This window comes from Micromonospora sp. NPDC005413, assembly GCF_040606435.1.
In the GTDB taxonomy this organism is placed as follows: Bacteria; Actinomycetota; Actinomycetes; order Mycobacteriales; family Micromonosporaceae; genus Micromonospora.
This window is the reverse complement of sequence record NZ_JBEXEV010000044.1, coordinates 14,113-34,626: the sequence shown is the minus strand read 5'-3', so window position 1 is coordinate 34,626 and position 20,514 is coordinate 14,113. Positions and strand designations below refer to the sequence as shown.

The following is a 20,514-nucleotide window of genomic DNA, read 5'->3' as shown; positions in this document are numbered from 1 at the left end:
CTACAGCGCCGATGACAACGACGCCAATCGCATCGACCATGCGCGCATCCCCGTCGGCGAGCAGTAGATCCTCGACCAACTCGACCCATTGCTCGTCCGAGCTTTCCTACCTAACCCGCGTCATGGCAACAAGCCAGCAAGTCACAAACGACCAGTGAACTCCTGACACGCCCGCCGAGGAGGAGGTAGGCCAAATGCCGCACCTATAAACAGCGACGTAGAGCAGCAGGCACGCACGTTTGTCCAGGTCGCATGAAGCATAAATTGGCCGAGTCAAGGAGTGCTGTTGCTCTCCACCGACGCGGTGCCGCACCCGCCGGTGCTTGAGGCCCTCTGATGGGCACAGCCAACGGAAGATGCCGCTGCTCGTCCGGAGTTGATCACGCCATCACGGGTCCTGCGATTGGATTCGGCGTCGACGTGCCGCCGCCGAACGCTCAGCCGGTCGAAGCATGTACGCGGTCCTCGCGTGAGGCCAGGGCGGCTCGGACGTCCTCGGGCAGCGCGCCGTCGGGGTCGACCTGGCGCTCAAACCGGCGGAGGAACGCCCCGGTGCCGGAGGGGGTGCGGGCCGTACGGTCAGGGTGAGATGGTTGGTGCCCGTGTCGTGCCGGTTACACGGCACGGGCCGACCTTCGGTGCCACGAAAAGGTGTCGCGCTGCCGCGAGTGCGGGAGCGGATCACCGGTCAGCTTCGGCTCGACACTCGTCGTTCGATGAGCTGACGCGCTAGGGCCGATCGGCCTTCCACTGGCGAGCAAGCGTCGCGTAAACGTACTCGCTGCCCCAGCGCTCTCCGTCCAGATCGTTCTCGACGAGGTGCGCTTCCCGGCGCATGCCGAGGCGCTCGCACAGCCGCACCGACCCGCTGTTGAGTACGTCGAGACGGGCGAAGAGCCGGTGAACACCCAGTTCGGTGAAGGCGAGCGAGGCGACCGCAATCGCCGCCTCAGTCGCGTAACCACCACCACCATAGGCAGGGTCGAAGATCCAACCGATTTCGGCTTGACGCGCCCGCGCGCTCGCTAACTTTAGGACGACCTCACCGACGACCCCTGGCTCGCCGATCCGGCAACCGGCGATCACGAGATCATCGCCGTCCTTGGTCCACGCCGTGCCGGCCGCGCGCCGTGCCAGACTCTGCGCGCACTGCTCGCGACTCAGCGGGGACCGGTAGAGCTAGCGGGCCACATCAGGAAGGCCTTGGTACGCGTACAGGTCATCGAGGTCGTCCGGCGTGAACAGACGCAGGTTGAGCCGTGCGGTAGTGACTGGTAGCGACACGCTGGGCATCGGCCTCGTGTCTCCTTCTGTGGGTTACCCCGCTAGCCTAATCGATCACCCACGACCCGAAGGCAGGCGTCCCCGACGGATCATGGCTGCACCCCTTGTCAAAGCTCGGTAACACGACTTCGAACGTGAGGCTCGGCGTAGGGCAGCTGATCGTGCACTTCGCCGGCCTTCGGTGTCGCCTCCCTTATCCCGAGCAGGGTCTGTCGCCGTCGCCATATAGATGCGGGCTTGCTGCGCCGACTCCTCACCCTTATCGGGGGCGACATGATCGCTCCCGCAGTCGGCGGCCCTCAATGGGCAACGTAACGCTGAAAACGTTGGGCACAATTGACAACGGGCAAGTACCACCCACTGTCACAGCCGCAGGCGCCCTGCCCCCACGGCGGGCGTCCGGCTCCCGTTTGTGCGTGCTCACGCAGAGGAGGTCCGAAGTTCGTCGTAGCTGTCGTCCGTGAGTTGGTAGCGGCGACCTTCAGATGTCGTCACAAGGGCCCATCGATCACATGGTGGCGATCTTTGTGCGGGCCGCCCTTACCCGGTCTCTGCCATCAAGGTCGCAAAAAGTGTCGCTCATGTTATCCGGGAGCCGCACGATGTGCGGGATCCCGACCGGGTTGCTGATCCAGTGTGCGGCCATGCCCGAGGGCAGAGTTTCGAGCTCGTCCTGCGGATGCACGTGGTGCTCGGCGAGGTGGCGGGTGGCCACCTCCACGTCGTCGGTGAAGAGTTCCAGCCACACTTGCGCCTGGGCGTAGTTGTCCACTCGGTCGAACCACAGCTTCACCGGTCCGAACTGGACGGACGCACACTGCGCCACCGCATCGTCCACCCCCTCGCCGTTCTCCTCGGCCACCTCCATGCCAAGCACGTCTCGATAGAAGGCGACGGTTCGGTCGAACTGGGCCTTGGGCAGTTTCATGGCGATGTTGCGGCCGCCCTGGAACGTCGGTCTCATGGCTGGGTCTCCTGATCGCGGTCGAGGTAGGTGCTGAGGGCGTGCAGGGTGCGGTCCCAGTCGCGGGCGAGCACGGCTAGGAAGGCTTGGGCGGTCGTCATCGGGGCCGATTCGAGGTGGTAGCGGACGCGGCGGCGTTCCGCCGGCACCGCCCGCACGAGACCGGCGCCGGACAGCAGGGCGAGGTGCTTGGCGATCGCTTGGCGTGTTATGGGCAGGCGATCGGCGAGGTCGGTCGCGGACGCCGGGCCGCGGGCGGCGAGCTCGGCCAGGATGGCCCGCCTGCTGGAGTCCGCCAGCGCGGCGAACACGGCCACCGCCACATCCTCGGGGTCAGTGTCGGCCATCGAGGTGACGCACCAGCTTGGCCAGAGCCTCCCGCCAACCCTCGAGGTTGCCCCGGTAGGCAGCGGCGAACTCGTCGGGCAGCTGCGCGAACCCCGTCTCGGTCAGGCCGAGCCGGGTGCCACCGCCGACGGCATGGAGCACGATCTCGACGTGGGTGCGGCGCGGGTCGCCGGGCGGGAGCCCGTCGAGGGGCCAGGCGAAGCAGAGACGGTGCGGCGGCTCGACGGTCTCGATCCGCAGGACCGACCACGTGCCGCCCCAGCACACCCTGATTTCGGCGCCTGGCCGCAGGTCGTCGATCTCGGCCTTCTCGCCGAGCCAGCCGGCGAGCCCGTCGGTGGTGGTCAGGGCCGTCCACACCCTCTCGATCGGGTGGGCGACGTCGAGCGTTCGCTCGATGCGATTGGGGAGTGACATTCGGCACCTCCATAGCAACCATCCGGTTGCCACAACCGTACAGCAACCTGATGGTTGCGACTACCCCAGTAGTCCGGTGGCCCCGCGGCATGCTCACGCACGTTTGTCCAGGTTGCCGGCAGTGTGAACCAGCCGAGTAAAGAAGCCGTCCCAACACTCCCCCGGCAGCGCCGCGCCGAGAACCCGATGGCGCCGGCTCGGGCAACATCCGCAACGGCAGCCGGCCGAAGACGGTGCTGACCGACGCGTCGGGGCCGGTGCAGATTGACGTTCCGCGGGACCGGGCTGACACGTTCGAGCCCCAGATCGTCAAGAAGCGGCAGCGCCGCTTGTCGGGGGTCGACGAGGTCGTGTTGTCGTTGTATGCGAAAGGTTTGACGACCGGCGAGACCTCGGCGGACTTCGCCGAGATCTACGGCACCTCGGTCAGCAAGGAGACGATCTCGCGGATCACGGACAAGGTGATCGAGGAGATGACCGACTGGTCGCACCGCCCGCTGGATGAGACTTACGCGGCGGTGTTCATTGACGCGATCGTGGTCAAGGTCTTCCGGAACGTGGCCCGGCGCGGCGGCCGCGCGCAGTACCGGGCGGTAGCCGCGGACGAGGTGGCCGCAGCGGGCCGGCAGCGGCCGAAGGCGTACGGGGTCAACCGCTCGCCACGGCTGCAGGCTGTGGTCACTGAGTTGCTCAAGGGCGGCTGGTCGCCGGCGTCGATCGACCTCAGCGCTTCACGGCGTTTGACAGCCGTTTTCGGGCTCGATTGTGCCGAATCTGTGCCGGATGATCATGCAAAGCCATTGGCCTTTATCATCTTGATCAAGCTAGCTCAAGATCGTTAGAGTGCTTGGCGTGAAGCGGGAAGCCCCTGCCTGCACCCTGGCTAACTTCGATGAATCATGACAGCGATGGCCGGGCCCATGGATCTTTCGCCGAGCAGTAATCGACCAACCAGAATCCGGGCCGAGAAAGGTAGACTTCGTTGTCACGGGCGACCGGCGAAGCATCCGGTGGTGAGGAGGACCCGATGACACCTCGGCCGTGTACGGACGGCACATTCCAGCACCTGTCGGTGGATCTCGCTCTCGACAACGCTGGGGATCACGGGTATTCGGGTCTCACGCTATGTTCGGCTCCGGAGCGTCCGGTCTGGGGCCATGACCAGTGGGCGATCGACCTTGCCTACGAGATGCATCGCAGCGACACGTACGTCGACATCGCCGCGTTGCCGCCGTGTGTGGAGTGCCTGCGGGTGGCGGAGTTGCTGGCCGACCCCGATACGGCGCCACCGCTGCATCGGAGGCCTCCCCCGCCGGGTTTCGCTTCGGGGTTCACCGGTGACGCAATTCGGATCGCCCTGCGCACCGACATCGCCACCGGCGCCTTGCTCGGCCAGCGGGCCGCCGTGCACCTGCTGACCTTCACCGCGCTCCCGGACCAGCCGGGCTTCGGTGACCTCGTGCGGATCCTGGATCTGTTGTGGGACGACGAGATCGTGCGGATGGGGCAGGTCACCGATTGGTCGGCGGTGGTCGGATTCGCGGCGACCGCCGACGTGCCGGACCGTGACCGGCGAATGATCGCCGTGGCCGCGAGCCTCGCTGGCGGGCCGCCGGTCGACCTCGAAGCCGCCGCCAGCTTCGCCGATGACCCAGCGGCGGCCCGACGGGTGGTCGAGGCGGTCGCGATCGCCACGGGTCACGGCGACCGGTGGAAGCTCACGGAGTCACCCGCTCCGAGCGCCCACACCTAATACTCCAGCCGCACTTGCTTGATGCGGAGTTTCGGCAGCTCATCGGCATGGTTCGTGCCGATGTTACGCCAGTAGTTTAGCGGTCAGTGTCGATGCTATTCCTGCGGCGCGCGGTGATCGCACTGTCTGTCTGTTGTGGTCTGTCGTAGGCCGGGCAGGCTTCCGTGCTTGTGTTGATCGATGAGACCGTGGGCTGGCGGGCGGGTTTGGATGATCTACTGGCGCGGTTCGCGCACCGTTTTGGACGCGCGGAGCCGCGCCGGCAGGCGCTGACCTACCTGCTCGGGTTGTTGTCACCCCTGGCGAGCAAGAACGGCTGGACCTTGGCCGAGGCCGCCGGCGATGCGACGCCGGACCGGATGCAGCGGCTGTTCAAGCGGCCCTGATGACCTCTTTGTGCCGCCGACGAGGTCACCACTCAGAAGTGCCTGGTCAGGGCAGTGCCCATGAAATCGGTGTCTCGGATAACGGAACCGCAGCCGGTCACGTCCGCTGGTGGGTGACGTGACCGCACCAGCGGGGGCGGGTGCGCTCATGGGCCGGGCCTCGCGGCCCGGCCCATGAGGTTGTGCGTCAGGTCGACGCGGTGAGCTATCTGATCAGCGCAGCTGCTGGGCGAGCCCGGTGGTAGCACCACCACGCTCGTACGAGACGAGCAGCGAGGAGCCGGCCGGAATGGCCCCGTTCAGCGGCAGGACAAGCGTACGGTCCTTGCTCAGGTTGGCCGTGGTCTGCGCCACGACCCGCTGTCCGTCCCAGACGAAGACCCGGGCGGTGCCGGAGTGCTTCACGTGAAGCTCCACCGAGACCTTCGAGTTGGTCCGGGTGACCTTCTTGATCTTTACGGTGTTACCTGGCAGCGCCGCGTAACCACCCGGTGCGACTCCGTCCGAGGCGGACTGCAGGATGGTCTGCGGCGAGTCGACGCTCTGCGCCGCGGTGTCGGGCATGATCGGAGCCTTGGGCGCCGACGGCCGCGCCGTCAGACCTGGCAGGGTCGCCACGCCCCAGCGCCACGGGTCAGCCCGCACGCCGCTCCAGGTCGACCAACCAACCCGGGTCTGCCCGGACAGGTCCTGCGTGTCCGAGTCGTTGACCAGGATGTTCATCCCCATCCGGTTCGGGTCGATGGTGTCCGGCAGCACGCTGAACGGAACCTTGACCTCGATCCGGTACCCCGTGTAGGGGCTGTTGGTGACGACAGAGGCGACTTCGAGACCCGGCGCGGTCTCCGGTCCGCCCTGGTGGTTGTCCCGCTCCCGGGCGAAGCACGGCGGGTTGCCGTTGGCCGGGTCGTTGGTGGCCGGGAAGAGCGCCACGTTGAACACCGTGGAGGTGTTCGCCGAGTTGCCGCGCGGGTCGATGCCGAACTCGATGTTGTCGTTACGGCGCGGACGCTTGCAGTCCTCCGGAGGCAGGACGGTGCCGAGTACGTCATCGGTGATGTTGAAGACGGCGTACAGGGCGTCGTCGGTGTAGGTGAGCTGGGCGGTGCCGGAGATGTCCGACGCCGGAGCGGCGGTGCCCTCCCAGCGCGTCGAGATGTCGATGACCTCGCCGGTGTACTCACCCGGTGAAACCGTGCCGTCGACCGACGGCGCGGTGCTGGCCCGCGCGATCGTGGTGACCGGCACCAGGTTGAACGCCCCCGGCTCGGTGGCGCTGCCACCGTCGAAGCTGGTCTCGATCCGCACTTGGTACGCGCCGTTGTCCGGCGCCCGGTTGGCGGTCGGCAGCGACGCGTCGGTGTTGGTGACCGTGAAGGTCACCGAGCCCTTGGCGCCCGCCTGCAGTCCGCTGTACGGCAGCTGCTGCTCGGCCACCGAGAAGCCGGCCGGCAGGTTCAGCTTGACGTTGCCGGACTGGGTCCGGTTGCTGTGGTTGGTCAGGTTGACCTTGACGCTGCGGGTGCCACCGCTGGGGATGTTCAGCAGGGACTCGATGAGCGCGTCGAGCTGCTGGGTCTTGTTACGTACGGTCCACTCGCGGAAGTCGGCGATCTCCTCCAGCGGTTCGAGCGTGCCCCGCACCGGAGCGGTCGCCTGCACGAGCCCGCTGCTGGTGCCGCTGCCGTCCTTCTTGCTGGTCAGCGTGGCGTTGATCCGGAATCGCGTACCCACCTCAAGCTGCGCGGGAGGGGTGACCGTGAAGCTCTTCACGACCTCCTTGCGCGGGGTGAGCGTGCCGACGTTGCCGTTGCCGGTGACCTTCCAGCCGGCCGGAACCTGCAGGGAGACGTTGGCGCCGGGGATGGCCTTCTCGGCGTAGAGAACCGTGTCGACGCGCATGGGCTGCCCGGCAAGGGCCTCCCAGTTCTGCGGGCGCACGTGGACCTCGGTGCCGAGCGGCAGTCCACCAGGGGCACGGAGGTTGGCGCCCTGGAGCGCACCGAGGCCGGCGCCCACGTTCGGGTCCGGGTACGGGGTGCGGGTGTCGATCAGGGTCAGCCGGTTGCAGCCGATGCTGGCCGGGTTGGTCGTCGGGAAGGAGCTGTTGCCCCAGCCCTGCGACGCGTACTCCCGGCGGGCCCAGGTCTGGACCGTGTTCCACCGGTTGCCGTCGTGACGCGCCGACTCGTAGCCCTGCCAGGTGCCGAAGATGACGTTGCTGGCCTCAGCCGGGGTGAAGGTGGTCTCGCAGGCGGGGCCGTTGGTGCCGGTGGTGCCGCTGCCACCGGCCTGGAAGATGCGGGAGACCCGCCAGGGCTTGAGCCCTTCCTGCTTGATCTGCTCCGGGAACGCCTTCGGGTCGGCCGCGGCGTAGAAGGCCTCGACGGCCAGCATGGCCGCCTTCTGGTGGTTGCCGTGGTTGCCCTGGGTCGCCGAGGGGTTCATCGTGAGAATGACCTCGGGCTTGGTGGTCCGCAGCACCCGCACGATCCGGGAGAGGGTCTCCTGGTAGCCCCAGACCTCCTCGGTCAGCGGAGCGCTGGCGGTGTACCAGAAGTCGAGAGCGTCCAGGTTGTAGACGTTTTCGACGCCGGCCCAGCCCACCGCCCGACGCTCCTCGGCCTCCCGGAGGATGCCGAGCTCGGGGCCCTCCTCAAGGCCGGTGGCGTTGCCGCCGCCCTCGCCGCGGGTGGTGGTGATGACGCCGGCCTGCATGCCGTGATACTCGTTCCAGTACCCCAGCATGCCGAGCTGGCCGGCCTCGTCATCGGGGTGCGCGCCGATGAACATGATGTCCAGGTCGACCGGCTTGATCGGCTTGTCGGACGGCTTCTTGGGGGATGTCTGCTCGGGCGATGGGCCCTTGGGACCGGCCTGGACGGGACTGGCCAGGCCAAGCGACAGCAGACCGCACAGGGCGATCGACGCCGTGGTGCGCCATTTCATGGCATACCTCTTCGTGTGGGGGCGAGTGCTGCGTGGGACGGTTACAGGCCCGGCAGAGACCTACTGGCAGTTGGCTCCTGCCGGGACTGAAGCGTGAACAGCTGTCCACTGGAGACCGAAGATGGTCTCCACGCGTGCGTGTCGCTCGACAGTGGGGGTAGTGGTGCCTGCCCAGCGTTACGTGGTGAGCGTGTACGCACAGTGGTAGGGATAGATCCACCGAAGGCCTTCGGCCGGTAACGCTAGGGATCTTGTCGGCGGCCAGTCAATAGTCCGGTACGACTTTCTTCCTTCTTTGAAGAAACGATGTGCCTGTTCATGCCCCATGGGCTATCGCTCAGCAGTGGCGATCGGCGCTTTTTGTCCGACTTTGGGCCGCACGACTTCTGCACTGAGGCCGGATTAGTCCGATCGGACGGAGCAATCCTCGGCAGCGTCCCTTGTGGATCTACGTTCTCCCTAGCCGAAGGCCGAGATGATCTCGTTACTTGACGCCACCGTTTTTTCTCAGTAGGAAATAACTGTGTCCGACAAAGCCCCGACCAGCCCGGTCAGCCGTGAACGATCCCGTGAGATCAAACGTCTCTCGGTGATCCTGGCTGCCCGGCAGGCTCGACTGCTGTCCCGAGTTGATTTCGCCGAGATGACGGGACTCCCGGCAGCCACGGTGACCGCGCTGGTGCGGGAGCTCATCGCCGAGGGTTACCTCATCGAACGGGGGCCGGGTGCCCCCACTACCGGCCGTCCCCGGGAGATGCTCGAGTTCAATCCGCGTGCCGAGCTCGTCGCCGCGGTCTCGCTCGAACCGTCCCGGATCAGTTGCGAGATCGCCGACAGCGAGGGCGCGCTCATCGCCCATCGCACCACGCGGTTCAGTGGCGACGTGGTCGAGACCATCTGCTCGTTCGTCCTGGACCTGGTCGGCGACAAACTGCCGTCACTTCGCGGCGTCGCCATCGCGGTGCCGGGCGTCTCCACCAACGGCGCGGTACGCCTCGCGCCATCGGTTGGACTGGTCGAGGCGTGGCCGATCGGCGAGTCAGTTCAGCGACGGCTCGGCGTGCCCGTCGTGGTCGACAACGACGTCAACCTGATGGCCGCTGGCGAGTGTGTCGCCGGTGCCGGAGCGGACGTCGCCAACCTGTTGCTGATCCACGTCGCGGACGGCATCGGCGCCGGGCTCGTGCTCGACGGCAAGGTCCGCCGGGGCGCCAGCGGAGCAGCGGGCGAGGTGGGCTTCCTGCCGCTGGACGCCGCACCCAAGCGCAGCTACAGCGGCGTCGGCGAGTTCGAGGCCCGCTGGTCGGTGAACGCCATCGCCGAGCGGTTGGTCGCCCTGCACCCGGGGCGGCGACCCGAGTCGCCGGTACGGGAGCTGATCGAACTCGCCGCCGCGTCGCGTCCGGCCCGCGACTACCTCGACGAAGTTCTCGACGCCTGGGCCCGACTCATCCTCTCCTGCGTCTGTGTGATCGACCCGGGGATGGTGCTGCTCAGCGGCGCCGCCGCGGAACTCGACGACGCCGCACTCGAACAGCTTCAAGGGCTCCTCTCGGCCAAGACTCCCGCCCCCACGGAGGTACGCCGGGCCACCCTCGGCGACCAGGCCGTGCTGCACGGAGCGATCAGCTACGCGCTGTCGGCCGCGGTTCCACTGCCCTCACTGCCCTGACCACCCCACCGCCGACCGACGACCCCAGACCGCCCCCGACACCGACACCCTCGTTCGCCGCCGCACCTCCGTACCCCGAAACAACCGGATGCGGTGCGCCCGCGACGCCCGCCCCGGCGGAACCCCCGAACCCCGCTCCGGGCACGACCCGATCTCCGACGCCGTAACCCGGACCGGCGAACCACCGCATTGGCACGACGAGTTCGATTTACGACCTGCTATCAGAACCTTCCCGTAGATCCCCCGTGAGTGGAGGTAACAATGAGACGTCCCTGGGTCATGGCGATCGCGCTCGGCGCGATGCTCGCTGCCACCGCCGGCTGTGGTAGCAGCGACGACAGCGACACCGGCTCGTCCGCGAACGCGTCGGCCGAGAAGTTCGTCATCTACAGCGCCCGCGACAAGGCGGTCACCGACTACGTCGTCGAGCAGTTCACCTCGAAGAACCCCGAGTACAAGGGCAAGGTCGAGGTGCTCAACATGGGCGCCCAGGAGGTGCTCGAGCGGGTCCGCGCCGAGAAGGCCAACCCGCAGGCGTCGGTGTGGTGGGGCGGCACTCAGCAGGGCCTCGCCACCGCCGCCACGGAGAACCTGCTGGAGGCCTGGCAGCCCTCGTTCGCGGGGAAGATGGACGCGCGGTACAAGGACGCGCAGGGCCGCTGGCACGGCGAGATCCTGCTGCCCGAGGTCATCATGTACAACAACAAGGCGCTGAGCCCGGAAGAGGCGCCGAAGGACTGGGACGACCTGGTCGACCCGAAGTGGAAAGACAAGATCATCATCCGGGACGTGGCTGCCTCCGGCACCATGCGCTCGATCTACTCCTCGATGATCCAGCGCCTCTCGGCCGACGGGTCCAACCCCCAGCCGGGCTACGACTGGCTGCGCAAGCTCGACACCAACACCGTCGAGTACGCCGCCAACCCCGCAGACCTCTACCTGAAGATGTCGCGTGAGCAGGGCGTCGTGAGCGCCTGGAACCTGCAGGACGTCCTGCTGCAGGCCGACAAGAAGATGCCGTTCGGCTACGTCATGCCGGCCTCGGGCGCCCCCGTGCTCGTCGACGGGGTGGCCGCAGTCAAGGGCGGCAACACCGCCGCAGCCCAGAAGTTCCTCGAGTTCCTCTTCGACGACTCGCTACGGGCCACCCTCGCCAAGGACTACTTCCAGATCCCCGCGGTGGAAATCTCCGAGAAGCCGGAGTGGTTGGCCAACCTCGGCCTCAAGCCGATGGACGTGGACTGGGACGTCATCGGCAAGAACGAGACGGCCTGGATCAACCACTGGAACGCGGAGATCAAGGACAAGGGCTGAGTTGACCGGGACCGGGTCGTGCCACGGCACGACCCGGCTCCGTCCTGGAAGGACCCAGAAACATGATCGATGTCCGGCTGGCAACCGTCAGCAAACGTTTCGACACGTCGAGCGACGCGGCGGCGGTCGACAACGTCACCATCACCATCGGAGCCGGTGAGTTCTTCACCCTCCTCGGACCGAGCGGATGCGGCAAGACCACGACCCTACGGATGGTGGCGGGGTTCTACTTTCCGACCTCCGGGCACATCCACTTCGGCGATGACGACGTGACGCGCTGGTCGCCGAACAAACGGGACACTGGCATGGTGTTCCAGAACTACGCGCTCTTTCCGCACATGTCGGTCGCGCAGAACGTCGCGTACGGGCTGAAGGTCCGCCGGGTCCCCCGCGCGGACCGGGCCCGCCGGGTCGAGGAGGCCCTCGCCCAGGTACACCTCACCGGGTACGGCGACCGCCGCATCGACGCGCTCTCCGGCGGTCAGCAGCAGCGGGTCGCGCTGGCCCGGGCGCTGGTCATCCGGCCCCGCACCCTGCTGCTCGACGAACCGCTGTCCAATCTAGACGCGAAACTCCGTGAGGAGACGCGCACCGAGATCCGCCGGATCCAGCGGGAGAGCGGCATCACCAGCCTCTACGTGACGCACGACCAGGCCGAGGCGATGGCGATGTCGGACCGGATCGCCGTCATGCAGTCCGGCCGGGTCCAGCAGGTCGGCACACCGCATGAGGTCTACTACCAGCCGGCGAACGCGTTCGTGGCACGCTTCATCGGACGCAGCAACGTACTGAGCCTGCCGGTGGTCAGCGCGAGGGAGACCCGGGTGGAGGTACGCCTGCCCGGCGGCGCGACGCTCGACGTCCGCGCGGCCGTGGGGCACCGCCTCGCCGAGGGAGACACCGCGCTGGTGTCGGCCCGGCCGGAACACATCACGATCGCCGGCCCGGACGAGGAGTCGGCACTGCGCGGCCGGATCAGCCACATCGAGTTCACCGGCATGGCGACTCACCTCAGCGTCGACGTCGACGGCACCGACGTGATGGCGGCGGTGATCGACGCACCGGTCGGCATCCAGCTCGGCGACGTCGTGGGTCTGCGTCTCGTACCCGAACGGCTCTGGGTGGTCCAACCGTGACCGTTCGTTCCCTACCCGCCCCCGGCTGGCTGACCGGGCTCGGCCGGCGCGTGAGCGGCGGCGCCAGCTCACGGTGGTTCCCCTACCTGCTCGTGCTGCCCCTCGTCCTGGTGCTCTGGGGCTACGTCGTACAACCGATGTTCGCGACCTTCGCCGAGAGCGTCAGTGCCGACGGCACGGAGAACTACCTCCAGTTCCTCAACTCCTCCGGGGTGGCCCGGCAGTCCCTGCTCACCTCGCTGTTCATCTCGGCGGGGAGCGTGCTGCTCTGCGGCACCGTCGGCGTCTCGATGGCCTTCCTGCTCAAGCGGTTCACCTTCCGGGGCCGCCGGCTCCTCGAGGCGTTCATCCTCGTGCCGGCGGCGCTGCCGCCGCTGATCGGTGCCGTGTCTTTCCAACTGCTCTACAGCAACATCGGCATCCTGCCGCGTGGGCTGCAGGCGCTCCTCGGCACCGACAAGCCGGTCCTCGCCTTCGACGGGATCGCCGGGGTCCTCGTGGTGCACACGTTCACCATGTACCCGTTCTTCTACCTGGCCGCCGCCGCGGCGCTGGCCGGAATGGACCCGTCAGTCGAGGAAGCGGCGTACAACCTCGGTGCTGGCCGGGTGCGGGTCTGGCGGACCGTCATGCTGCCGATGCTCACCCCGGCGCTGGTCTCGGCGTCCCTGCTGGTTTTCATGACCTCGCTGGCGTCGTACACCGCGCCGCTGCTGTTCAACGTCAGCCAGACCATGACGATGCAGATCTACATCAACCGCACCAACGGCGACCTGCCGATGGCCTCGGCGTACGCCTCCGTGCTGGGAATCGTCTCCATCATCTTCCTGCTGTCAATGCGGTGGTACGAGGGTCGGCGCAGCTACCAGTCCCAGTCGAAGGGGATCTCGGCGACCCGGCGGGAGATCAACAATCCGATCGGTCGCTGGTTGGCCCCGCTCGCCTCGGTGCTTGCCACGATCGTCCTGCTCGCACCGGTCGCCACGATCGCGCTCGTGGCCTTCTCCGAGAACCGCTCCTGGACCACCCAGGTGTTGCCGACGACGTACACGCTCGACAACTTCGTCACGATCTTCTCCGACCCCAAGGCCTTCCAGCCGATCCTCAACTCGGTGCAGATGAGCCTGATCGCGGTCGTCGGCTGCGTGGGGATCGGCGTGCTCATCGCGTACGCGGTGCGACGGCTGCGGTTCGTCGGGCGGGGTCTTCTCGACGTGGCGGTGATGATCGCGTGGGCGCTGCCCGGAACGGTCGTCGCGATCAACCTGATCTCGGCGTTCAGCACCGGCAACGCCTTCAGTCTCGGGCAGGTCCTGGTCGGTACCTTCTGGATCCTGCCGCTGGCCTACTTCGTGCGGTTCCTGCCGATCGTGTTCCGGTCCAGTTCAGCGGCCCTGGCACTGATCGATCCGTCGTTGGAGGAGGCCGCACGCAACCTCGGTGCCTCCTGGGTCCGGGCCTTCGGCAGCGTCACCCTGCGGCTGATGCTGCCCGGCGTGCTCGCCGGCGGACTGCTGGCGTTCGTGCACGGTGTCGGCGAGTTCGTCGCCTCGGTGCTGATCTACACCTCTTCCACAGTGCCGATCTCGGTGGCGATCAACAATCGGATGTACTCCTTCGAACTCGGTACCGCGGCGGCGTACGGCATGCTCCAGGTGCTGCTCATCTTCGTGGTGATGTGGTTCTCCGGCCGGCTGGAAAGCAGCCGCACCGCGACCAGGAAGGCCGTTCAGTGGACGAACTGATCGATCGCTGGCGGGCCGAGGGCGGGCTGCTGCCGATCACCCGGGTCCCCGGCCACGCGCTCGCCGCTGTGGCCGAGGCGGCGGACCTCGCGGTGCTGCCGGTCGGCGCCGTCGAGTGGCACGGCCCGCACCTGCCACTCGGCACCGACCTGCTCCTCGCCGAAGGATTCGCCGGAGAGTTGGCCGCCGGGTCCGCCCGTGCCGTGCTCTTCCCGGCCGCACCGTACGCCGCCTGCCCCGGCCAGACCCGGCCATGGCCGGGCACGGTGGCGCTACGGCCCGAGATCGCCGTCGGGTACCTCAGCGACGTGCTCGCCGGCATTGTCGAGGCGGGTTTCCCTCGGCTCCTCGTGGTCAATGGTCACGACGCCAACCTCTCCACGGTCCGTGCCGCCATGGAGTGGGTCTCCGGCCGACACCTGGCGAGCCTGCTGCTCGCCAACTGGTTCCAGCTGGTCAGCCCGGACGAGACGGGCGAGATCTTCGGCGCCCTGCCGTCCCGGGGGCACGGCGGAGCGTACGAGACGTCGGCCGTGCTCGGCTTTGACCCCACGACGGTGCACCTGGACGCCACACCGGACCTGCCGCCAAAGCCGAAGCTGGCCACCGGCTACCCGTACGTGCTGGTGGAGTCGCGGCCCGACCCGTGGCAGGGCTGGTCGGGTCATGTCTCGCTGGCCAACGAGTCGGCCGGGCGACGGATCCGCCAGCTGGCCGGCGCGCGGCTGCGTGAGGTGATCGAGGCGTGGCTGGCCACGCCGCTACCCGGCCCGCCCGGGGCGGACCGACCCGCCTCGTCCAACCAGGCCGCCTGGTCCGACCAGCGCGGACGGGACCGGTCGGACCAGGCCATTGGATGACCCCGCTCGTCACCCGTAGGACACCGCACCGCATTGGGAGGCCACGATGACCCCATCACTGACCATCTACCAGCAGCACCACCTTCGCGTCGTGTTCGATCACCACGCCGCCCACCTGTACCCCGCGATGGTCAAGGCGAGCCAGGCCCACGTCGTCATGCTCGCCGAACAGGGGCTGATCCCCGCCGACTCCGCCACGATGATGCTGCGCGGGCTGCTCGTCCTCGCCGAGGACCGGCCCGAGGACCTGGACTACGACGGCAGCGTCGAGGACGTCTACTACACGTTGGAGAAGCGCCTCGCCGCCGCCTGCGAGGTCGAGGTGTCCCAGCTCAGCGTGCAGCTCGCGCGCAGCCGTAACGATCTCGACGCCGGCGTCTTCCGGATGGTGCTGCGCAATCAGCTCCTTCAGGTGCTGGACGCGATGCTGGCGACCGGCCGGACGGTGCTGGACCGGGCCGACCGGCACGCCGACGTGGTGATCACCGGCTACACCCACCGCCGCCCCGCCCAGCCGACGAGCATCGGGCATGTCTTCGCCGGCTACGCCGAGGCGCTGGCCGGCGAAGGGCTCGCCTACGCCGACCTGCTGGACGAGATGAACCGTTCGCCCCTGGGCTCCTGCGCCTTCGCCGGCACCGACCTGGACATCTCGCCCCGCCGCCTGGCGGACCTGCTCGGCTTCGAGCGGCTCATCGTCAACTCGTACGAGGCGGTGGCCGGCGCCGACCACCTCGTCCGGGTCGCCACCCTCAACGCGCAGGCCCTCGCCACGGGCGCCCGGCTGGCCCGCACCCTGATGGACTGGCTGAGCTGGGGCTGGGTCGTCACCCCCAGCTCGTTCACCCAGGGCAGCAGCATCATGCCGCAGAAGCGCAACCCGGTCGTGCTGGAACACCTCGTCTCGATGGCCGGCGCCGCGGCGGGCGATGCCGTCAGCGTGCTCAACAACGTCGGTGCCGCCTGGTGGGAGGACTCCAACAACGCCACCACCGACGTGCAGGCCCGGCTCTGGGACGGTGACGACCGGGCGTACCGGTTCTTCTCCCTGCTCGGCGGGCTGATCGCGGAGCTGGACCCGCTGCGTCCGCCGACCAGCGAGGAGATCGTCGCCTCGGGCGCCACCACGACGGCCGCCGCCGACGCGCTGGCCCGCCACGGCGTTCCGTTCCGGGGCGCCCACTCGCTGCTCGGCCGACTGGTGCGGACCGGCCCGCCGGCCACCTGGACCGAACAGGACGTCCGGTCGACCGCCGCCCACCTCGGTCTGGCCGACCAGCTCGACGAGGCCGCGATCCGGGACCTGCTGGCCGCCGCGGTCCACCCGGAATTCGTGCTCCGCCGGGCCCAGGCCGACGGCCCGGGAGAAGCGGCCGTACGGGAACAGGTCGCGCAGTTGCGTACCATGCTGGCCGCGGTATCGGCACGGGTGGATGCGTTCCGCGACCGCCTGGCCCGCGCCGACGAGGCGCTGGCCGAGGCGGTCGCGGCGAGGGTGGGCCGGTGACGGGGCAACAGACGCAGCACTGCGTGAACGAGAATGTTGTGTCGCCGCGACCGCGGCACAACCTGGACCGACGGCCCGAAGGGCGATCTGACATCACCATGGAACAATCGGCAATCCCGCGGCTGCTCGGCGTCGATTTCGGCGGCACGAAGATGGCGATCGGTGTGGGCGACGCCGACGGCCGGCTGCTCGTCTCCGAGCGACTGCCCACGCACGCCGAGCAAGGCGCGCAGCAGGCCCTCACCCGGGCTCTCGACCGGGCCCGGGAACTCGTGGCCCGCACCGGCGGCACGCTCGTGGCGGCCGGCATCGCCTCCCCCGGGGTGGTCCACGACCACGACATCGAACTGGCGCCGAACGTACCCGGCTGGGAGCAGCTGCGGTTGGCCGACGCGGTCCGCGCTCACCTCGGGCTGACCTCCGTGCGGGTGTCGAACGACCTCAACGCGGCCGCCTACGCCGAGCTGCGCCTCGGTGCGCTGCAAGGCATCGATCCGGGCCTGGTGATCGGCATCGGGACCGGGGTGGCCGCGGCGGTGACGGTCGGCGGCGAGGTGATGGCCGGTTACCACGGTGCGGCCGGGGAGATCGCCTACGGTCTGACCGACCACAGCTGGCCCTCCGGCCTGGAGCCGATGCTGGAGACGACCTTCTCCGGTCGAGCCCTGGACGAGCTGGCGCAGCGGCTGGGGCTGACCGGCCAGGCCGCCGCGCTCTGCACCGCCGCAGCGCAGCCCGGCCGGGCCCGCGACGAGTTGCGTCAGCGCGTCGACGAGTTGGCCCGCCAACTCGTCACCTGCTGTCTCCTGCTCGACCCGCAGCGGATCGTGCTGGTCGGCAGCGTCGCAGGCAACGAGGTGGTGCGGGAGCTGCTCATCGAGCGGCTCACCCACGCGCTGCCGTACCGGCCGGACATCGTCCTGTCGGCCTTCGCCCAGGACGCCGCGCTGCTCGGTTCGCTCGCCATGGCCATGGAGGCCCTGCCCGCGCCCGTCTGAGCGCCGCCGGTCGTTCCCACCCCCGGGGGTCTGCTCCTGACCGAAATGTTCCCGGGGGCCGGTGCGGTGCGATAGGTGACCACCTTCCAGCGTCGAAGCTCCGATCGTTGGCGAGGGCGGGTGTCCGTCGGTCGTCGGACAGCCGCCCTCGACCGACCGGCCGTTCCGGTGGTCGCGCGCCTGGACACCTGTGACCCGCCGACGTACGAGCGGTGCAGGCCGCAGTTGCGCAAGACATCGAGGCGACCATCCACCGATACGGATACCAATAGCGGGTGGTCGCCAAGATGCCGGCCCCGGCCTCGATGATGTGAATCGCAACGGCTGGCAATCCCTGCTGAAACTGTGAGCTGAGGCGATAGCCGGCCGGGTCGATGCTTCCCTCAGGCCCGGCCGGCACCGCCGCCCACCACTGCGGCCGGCGCACTGTCGCGGAGATCGGTGCAGAAGCAGAGGCCTCCGCCCCGGGGAGAACCCGGGGCGGAGGCCTGCGACCCGCCTCGTCGTTAGGTGAAGTAGCGGAGCCAGACGTACAACCAGGCGATCAGCGTGCTCAGGATCGTGACCACGATGCCGTACTTGGTGAACTGCCAGAACGAGATCCGGTGCCCGTTCCGCGCGGCGATACCGATGGCCACCACGTTGGCACTGGCCGCCACCGCGGTGCCGTTGCCGCCGAAGTCCGCGCCGAGGGCGAAGGCCCACCAGAGCGCCTGACCGGTCTGCGGATCTGGTGCTTCGGCGACCAGACCCTCCACCACTGGCGCCATCGTCGCCACGTACGGGATGTTGTCGAAGAAGGCGCCGAGCACCGCGGAGCCGAAGAGCAGGGACGTTGCCGCGGCGAAGAAGTTGTCACCCACCGCGTCGATCGCCCACTCGCCGATCGTGCCGATGACGCCGGTGTGCACCAGCCCCGCGACCATCACGAACAGGCCCATGAAGAAGACCAGCGTCGGCCACTCCACCTCCTCCAGCACCTCGGAGATGTTCATTTTCGAGACCAGCACCATCACCCCGGCGCCGATCAGGGCGACCACCGAAGGGTCGATGTGCAGCACGGAGTGCAGTCCGAAGCCGAGCACGACGAAGCCGAGGACGATCAGGCAGCGCACCAGCAGGCGTACGTCGGTGATGGCCCGCCGCTCCTGCAGCGCCATCACCGACTCGACGCGTTCCGGGTTGTAACGGAAGGACTTGCGGAACAGCACCCGGGTGAACAGGACGAACACGGCGAAGATCACGACGACGATCGGTGCCATGTGGACGAGGAAGTCGACGAACGTCAGCCCGGCCCGGCTGCCGATGATGATGTTGGGCGGGTCGCCGATCAGGGTGGCGGCACCGCCGATGTTGGAGGCCAGCACCTCGGCGATGAGGTACGGCTGCGCCGGGATGTGCAGCCGGTTGCAGACCACCACGGTGACCGGGGCGACCAGCATGATCGTGGTGACGTTGTCCAGGAACGGTGAGGCGACGGCCGTGATCAGCATCAGCAGCACCATCAGCCGGTACGGCTTGCCACGCGACTTCTTCGCCGCCCATATCGCGAGGTAGTCGAAGAGTCCGGTCTGCTTGATGACCCCGACAATGATCATCATCCCGAGTAGCAGGAAGATGACGCGCCAGTCGATGCCCTCGTGCTCGGAGAAGAAGACCTCGGCACCCGGGATCAACCCGAAGATGGCCATCGCCGCGGCGGCGATCAGCACAACCTTGACCTTGTCCACCTTCTCGGTGGCGATGAAGAAGAACGCCACCACGAAGATGACGAGCGCGATGATGGCGCTCATCGGGCGGACCCCGGCGGTCCGGAACCGACGCCGGCCACGGCCCGATCGGCGATGTTTCTACAGAACGGGATGACGTCCGTGTGGGGCGATCGCCGGGCAGGCGTCACCGCAGGACCGTGGAACATGAAGGTACCTCCGGACGATGGCGTTCCGCGGCGCGGTACGCCGGGCGGATACGAGGTCAGCCGTGCGCGCACGCCGCAACGCGGGGCGCGCGGGTGGCGCAGGGCTCCCGGGCCCAGCGCGGTGCCGAGGGCCTGTCGGCGGCGGCCACCGCAGTGGGCCCGCCGGGTGGCGTCAGACGCGCGACGCGCGACGGACGTGCGGCGCGCAGGGCAGCGCGGGTTGCCACGCGCGCGGCGGCGCGCCCGGTGGCGCGCGGGGCGCCACACAGCGCACCGGCCACGCGGTCATGGTGGTAGAGGTAGCGGGCACCCGTCAGGCGGGTGCTCCGGATCAGGCGTCCGGGTCCGGAACGGCCAGCCGGGCGAGCAGGCGGTCCAGAGTGATCGCCCCGACGAGTACGCCACCTCGGTCGACCACTGCCACCAGCGGGCTGCGCTGGCGGGCCATCAGGGCCGCCACCTCGAGCAGGGTCCCATCCAGGCCCACGATGATCGGCCGAGCCGCGTCGCGGACCAGGCAGTCGCCGACAGTGAGGACGCCCAGTTCCTCCCAGAACAGATCGGCGTGGGCCTCGTCGATGGCCCGGGCAAGCGCGGAATCCTCCTGGTACGTCCGGGGAACCGCCAGGCGGAGCACCTGGGTTCCGGGCAGCACCGCCCGGGGCCGCCCCCGGTCGTCGACGACGATCAGTCCAGGCAGCCTGTTGAGCGCCATCAGGCGCACGGCTTTCGCCACGGAGTCCCGGACGGTCACCGTCGGAACTGTCACGGCGATCTCTCGTGCTTGCATAACACCATTCCTTGGGACATGGCCCAGCCTCGGGCAACGCTCTCGGATCCGGCCACCGGCGGGCCGTGCTCAGGTGTTCCGCCGACTCGGGTACCAGCGAACCACGGAAACTGTCGCTGAGCTGACCATCCTCGCGTCGCAAGATCATGTGGAATCGCCAGCCAGCTCGGACAAGCGCCGCTCGATGGTGGCCAGCCGGTCGGCGACCGAGCGGCTGTGCAGGATCTCGGCGAGCTGATCGGCCTCGTCGTGTTCCATCGCGATACGGTCGACCGGTACGTCCGGGTCGTCGGGGCCGTAGATCAACAACACCCGCTGATCGACGTTGTCCACGAGCATGCCGAATCGCTGCCCGCCCCTGGTCCGGAAGTGGTGCACTACGCCGATGCCGGGGACCGTGGTGTGGGTGATCTGCACTGTGCCTCCGCTCGTGTAGGCGGCCATCGGTCGGGAAAGAACATCGGCCGGACGGG

The 20,514-nt window shown here is 68.3% G+C and carries 16 protein-coding genes and 2 pseudogenes; 10 read left to right on the top strand and 8 right to left on the bottom strand.

Features of this window, described 5'->3' with window-relative positions:
- Positions 1 to 729: 729 nt before the first annotated feature.
- From ABZS37_RS30065 to ABZS37_RS30050, 4 genes are all read right to left on the bottom strand, one after another.
- On the bottom strand, positions 730 to 1,164 hold the full coding sequence (locus ABZS37_RS30065; RefSeq protein WP_355174539.1) for a GNAT family protein: 435 nt from the start codon (positions 1,162 to 1,164) through the stop codon (positions 730 to 732).
- A 628-nt stretch (positions 1,165 to 1,792) separates the two neighbouring features.
- Positions 1,793 to 2,248: a VOC family protein gene (locus tag ABZS37_RS30060; RefSeq protein ID WP_355174525.1), complete on the bottom strand. Its 456-nt coding sequence runs from the start codon at positions 2,246 to 2,248 to the stop codon at positions 1,793 to 1,795.
- Complete coding sequence (locus ABZS37_RS30055; RefSeq protein WP_355174523.1) at positions 2,245 to 2,595, bottom strand: metalloregulator ArsR/SmtB family transcription factor; 351 nt, start codon at positions 2,593 to 2,595, stop codon at positions 2,245 to 2,247. The genes ABZS37_RS30060 and ABZS37_RS30055 overlap by 4 nt, the downstream gene beginning before the upstream one ends.
- The gene (locus ABZS37_RS30050; RefSeq protein WP_355174521.1) at positions 2,582 to 3,013 is read right to left on the bottom strand and encodes an SRPBCC domain-containing protein; all 432 of its coding nucleotides are present in this window, start codon (positions 3,011 to 3,013) and stop codon (positions 2,582 to 2,584) included. The genes ABZS37_RS30055 and ABZS37_RS30050 overlap by 14 nt, the downstream gene beginning before the upstream one ends.
- A 188-nt stretch (positions 3,014 to 3,201) precedes the next feature.
- Between ABZS37_RS30050 and ABZS37_RS30045 the strand changes: the two are divergent.
- From ABZS37_RS30045 to ABZS37_RS30035, 3 genes and pseudogenes are all read left to right on the top strand, one after another.
- Positions 3,202 to 3,561: pseudogene (locus ABZS37_RS30045) on the top strand (transposase); the annotation flags it as partial.
- Positions 3,562 to 4,040: 479 nt separating this feature from the next.
- On the top strand, positions 4,041 to 4,766 hold the full coding sequence (locus tag ABZS37_RS30040) for a hypothetical protein (RefSeq protein ID WP_355174519.1): 726 nt from the start codon (positions 4,041 to 4,043) through the stop codon (positions 4,764 to 4,766).
- 206 nt (positions 4,767 to 4,972) lie between these two features.
- Positions 4,973 to 5,131: pseudogene (locus ABZS37_RS30035) on the top strand (IS701 family transposase); the annotation flags it as partial.
- Between the two features lie 234 nt (positions 5,132 to 5,365).
- Here the strand turns inward: ABZS37_RS30035 and ABZS37_RS30030 are convergent.
- Positions 5,366 to 8,101 carry a sugar-binding protein gene (locus tag ABZS37_RS30030; protein ID WP_355174517.1) on the bottom strand — a complete coding sequence of 912 codons (2,736 nt, stop codon included), beginning with the start codon at positions 8,099 to 8,101 and terminating at the stop codon, positions 5,366 to 5,368.
- 523 nt (positions 8,102 to 8,624) lie between these two features.
- Here ABZS37_RS30030 and ABZS37_RS30025 point away from each other — a divergent pair.
- From ABZS37_RS30025 to ABZS37_RS29995, 7 genes are all read left to right on the top strand, one after another.
- Positions 8,625 to 9,773, top strand: a complete 1,149-nt coding sequence (locus ABZS37_RS30025; RefSeq protein WP_355174515.1) for an ROK family protein — start codon at positions 8,625 to 8,627, stop codon at positions 9,771 to 9,773.
- A gap of 261 nt (positions 9,774 to 10,034) precedes the next feature.
- Positions 10,035 to 11,087: an extracellular solute-binding protein gene (locus ABZS37_RS30020; RefSeq protein ID WP_355174513.1), complete on the top strand. Its 1,053-nt coding sequence runs from the start codon at positions 10,035 to 10,037 to the stop codon at positions 11,085 to 11,087.
- Positions 11,088 to 11,149: 62 nt separating this feature from the next.
- Positions 11,150 to 12,223 (top strand): ABC transporter ATP-binding protein, encoded by a 1,074-nt coding sequence (locus tag ABZS37_RS30015; RefSeq protein ID WP_355174511.1) that lies wholly within the window; start codon positions 11,150 to 11,152, stop codon positions 12,221 to 12,223.
- Positions 12,220 to 13,968, top strand: a complete 1,749-nt coding sequence (locus tag ABZS37_RS30010) for an iron ABC transporter permease (RefSeq protein WP_355174509.1) — start codon at positions 12,220 to 12,222, stop codon at positions 13,966 to 13,968. The genes ABZS37_RS30015 and ABZS37_RS30010 overlap by 4 nt, the downstream gene beginning before the upstream one ends.
- A complete protein-coding gene (locus ABZS37_RS30005) occupies positions 13,956 to 14,828 on the top strand; it encodes a creatininase family protein (RefSeq protein WP_355174507.1) in 873 nt (290 codons plus the stop codon). Before ABZS37_RS30010 ends, ABZS37_RS30005 begins: the two co-directional genes overlap by 13 nt.
- Positions 14,829 to 14,874: 46 nt before the next feature.
- A complete protein-coding gene (locus ABZS37_RS30000) occupies positions 14,875 to 16,335 on the top strand; it encodes a lyase family protein (protein ID WP_355174505.1) in 1,461 nt (486 codons plus the stop codon).
- Positions 16,336 to 16,433: 98 nt separating this feature from the next.
- Complete coding sequence (locus ABZS37_RS29995; protein WP_355174503.1) at positions 16,434 to 17,333, top strand: ROK family protein; 900 nt, start codon at positions 16,434 to 16,436, stop codon at positions 17,331 to 17,333.
- Positions 17,334 to 17,839: 506 nt separating this feature from the next.
- On the opposite strand, the gene ABZS37_RS29990 is transcribed toward ABZS37_RS29995, so the two are convergent.
- The 3 genes from ABZS37_RS29990 to ABZS37_RS29980 all read right to left on the bottom strand — a co-directional run bounded on the left by ABZS37_RS29990 (position 17,840) and on the right by ABZS37_RS29980 (position 20,458).
- Positions 17,840 to 19,126: an ArsB/NhaD family transporter gene (locus ABZS37_RS29990; protein WP_355174501.1), complete on the bottom strand. Its 1,287-nt coding sequence runs from the start codon at positions 19,124 to 19,126 to the stop codon at positions 17,840 to 17,842.
- 456 nt (positions 19,127 to 19,582) lie between these two features.
- Positions 19,583 to 20,005, bottom strand: coding sequence for a CBS domain-containing protein (locus ABZS37_RS29985; protein WP_355174499.1), 423 nt, complete (start codon positions 20,003 to 20,005; stop codon positions 19,583 to 19,585).
- A 180-nt stretch (positions 20,006 to 20,185) separates the two neighbouring features.
- Positions 20,186 to 20,458, bottom strand: coding sequence for a hypothetical protein (locus tag ABZS37_RS29980; protein WP_354997517.1), 273 nt, complete (start codon positions 20,456 to 20,458; stop codon positions 20,186 to 20,188).
- Between the last annotated feature and the right edge of the window lie 56 nt (positions 20,459 to 20,514).

Excerpts from the sequence above, each read along its gene's own strand:
- ABZS37_RS29990 (WP_355174501.1), bottom strand. The coding sequence starts at position 19,126 with ATGAGCGCCATCATCGCGCTCGTCATCTTCGTGGTGGCGTTCTTCTTC.
- ABZS37_RS30000 (WP_355174505.1), top strand. The coding sequence starts at position 14,875 with ATGACCCCATCACTGACCATCTACCAGCAGCACCACCTTCGCGTCGTG.
- ABZS37_RS30030 (WP_355174517.1), bottom strand. The coding sequence starts at position 8,101 with ATGAAATGGCGCACCACGGCGTCGATCGCCCTGTGCGGTCTGCTGTCG.
- ABZS37_RS30040 (WP_355174519.1), top strand. The coding sequence starts at position 4,041 with ATGACACCTCGGCCGTGTACGGACGGCACATTCCAGCACCTGTCGGTG.
- ABZS37_RS30020 (WP_355174513.1), top strand. The coding sequence starts at position 10,035 with ATGAGACGTCCCTGGGTCATGGCGATCGCGCTCGGCGCGATGCTCGCT.
- ABZS37_RS30055 (WP_355174523.1), bottom strand. The coding sequence starts at position 2,595 with ATGGCCGACACTGACCCCGAGGATGTGGCGGTGGCCGTGTTCGCCGCG.
- ABZS37_RS30060 (WP_355174525.1), bottom strand. The coding sequence starts at position 2,248 with ATGAGACCGACGTTCCAGGGCGGCCGCAACATCGCCATGAAACTGCCC.
- ABZS37_RS30015 (WP_355174511.1), top strand. The coding sequence starts at position 11,150 with ATGATCGATGTCCGGCTGGCAACCGTCAGCAAACGTTTCGACACGTCG.
- ABZS37_RS30050 (WP_355174521.1), bottom strand. The coding sequence starts at position 3,013 with ATGTCACTCCCCAATCGCATCGAGCGAACGCTCGACGTCGCCCACCCG.
- ABZS37_RS29995 (WP_355174503.1), top strand. The coding sequence starts at position 16,434 with ATGGAACAATCGGCAATCCCGCGGCTGCTCGGCGTCGATTTCGGCGGC.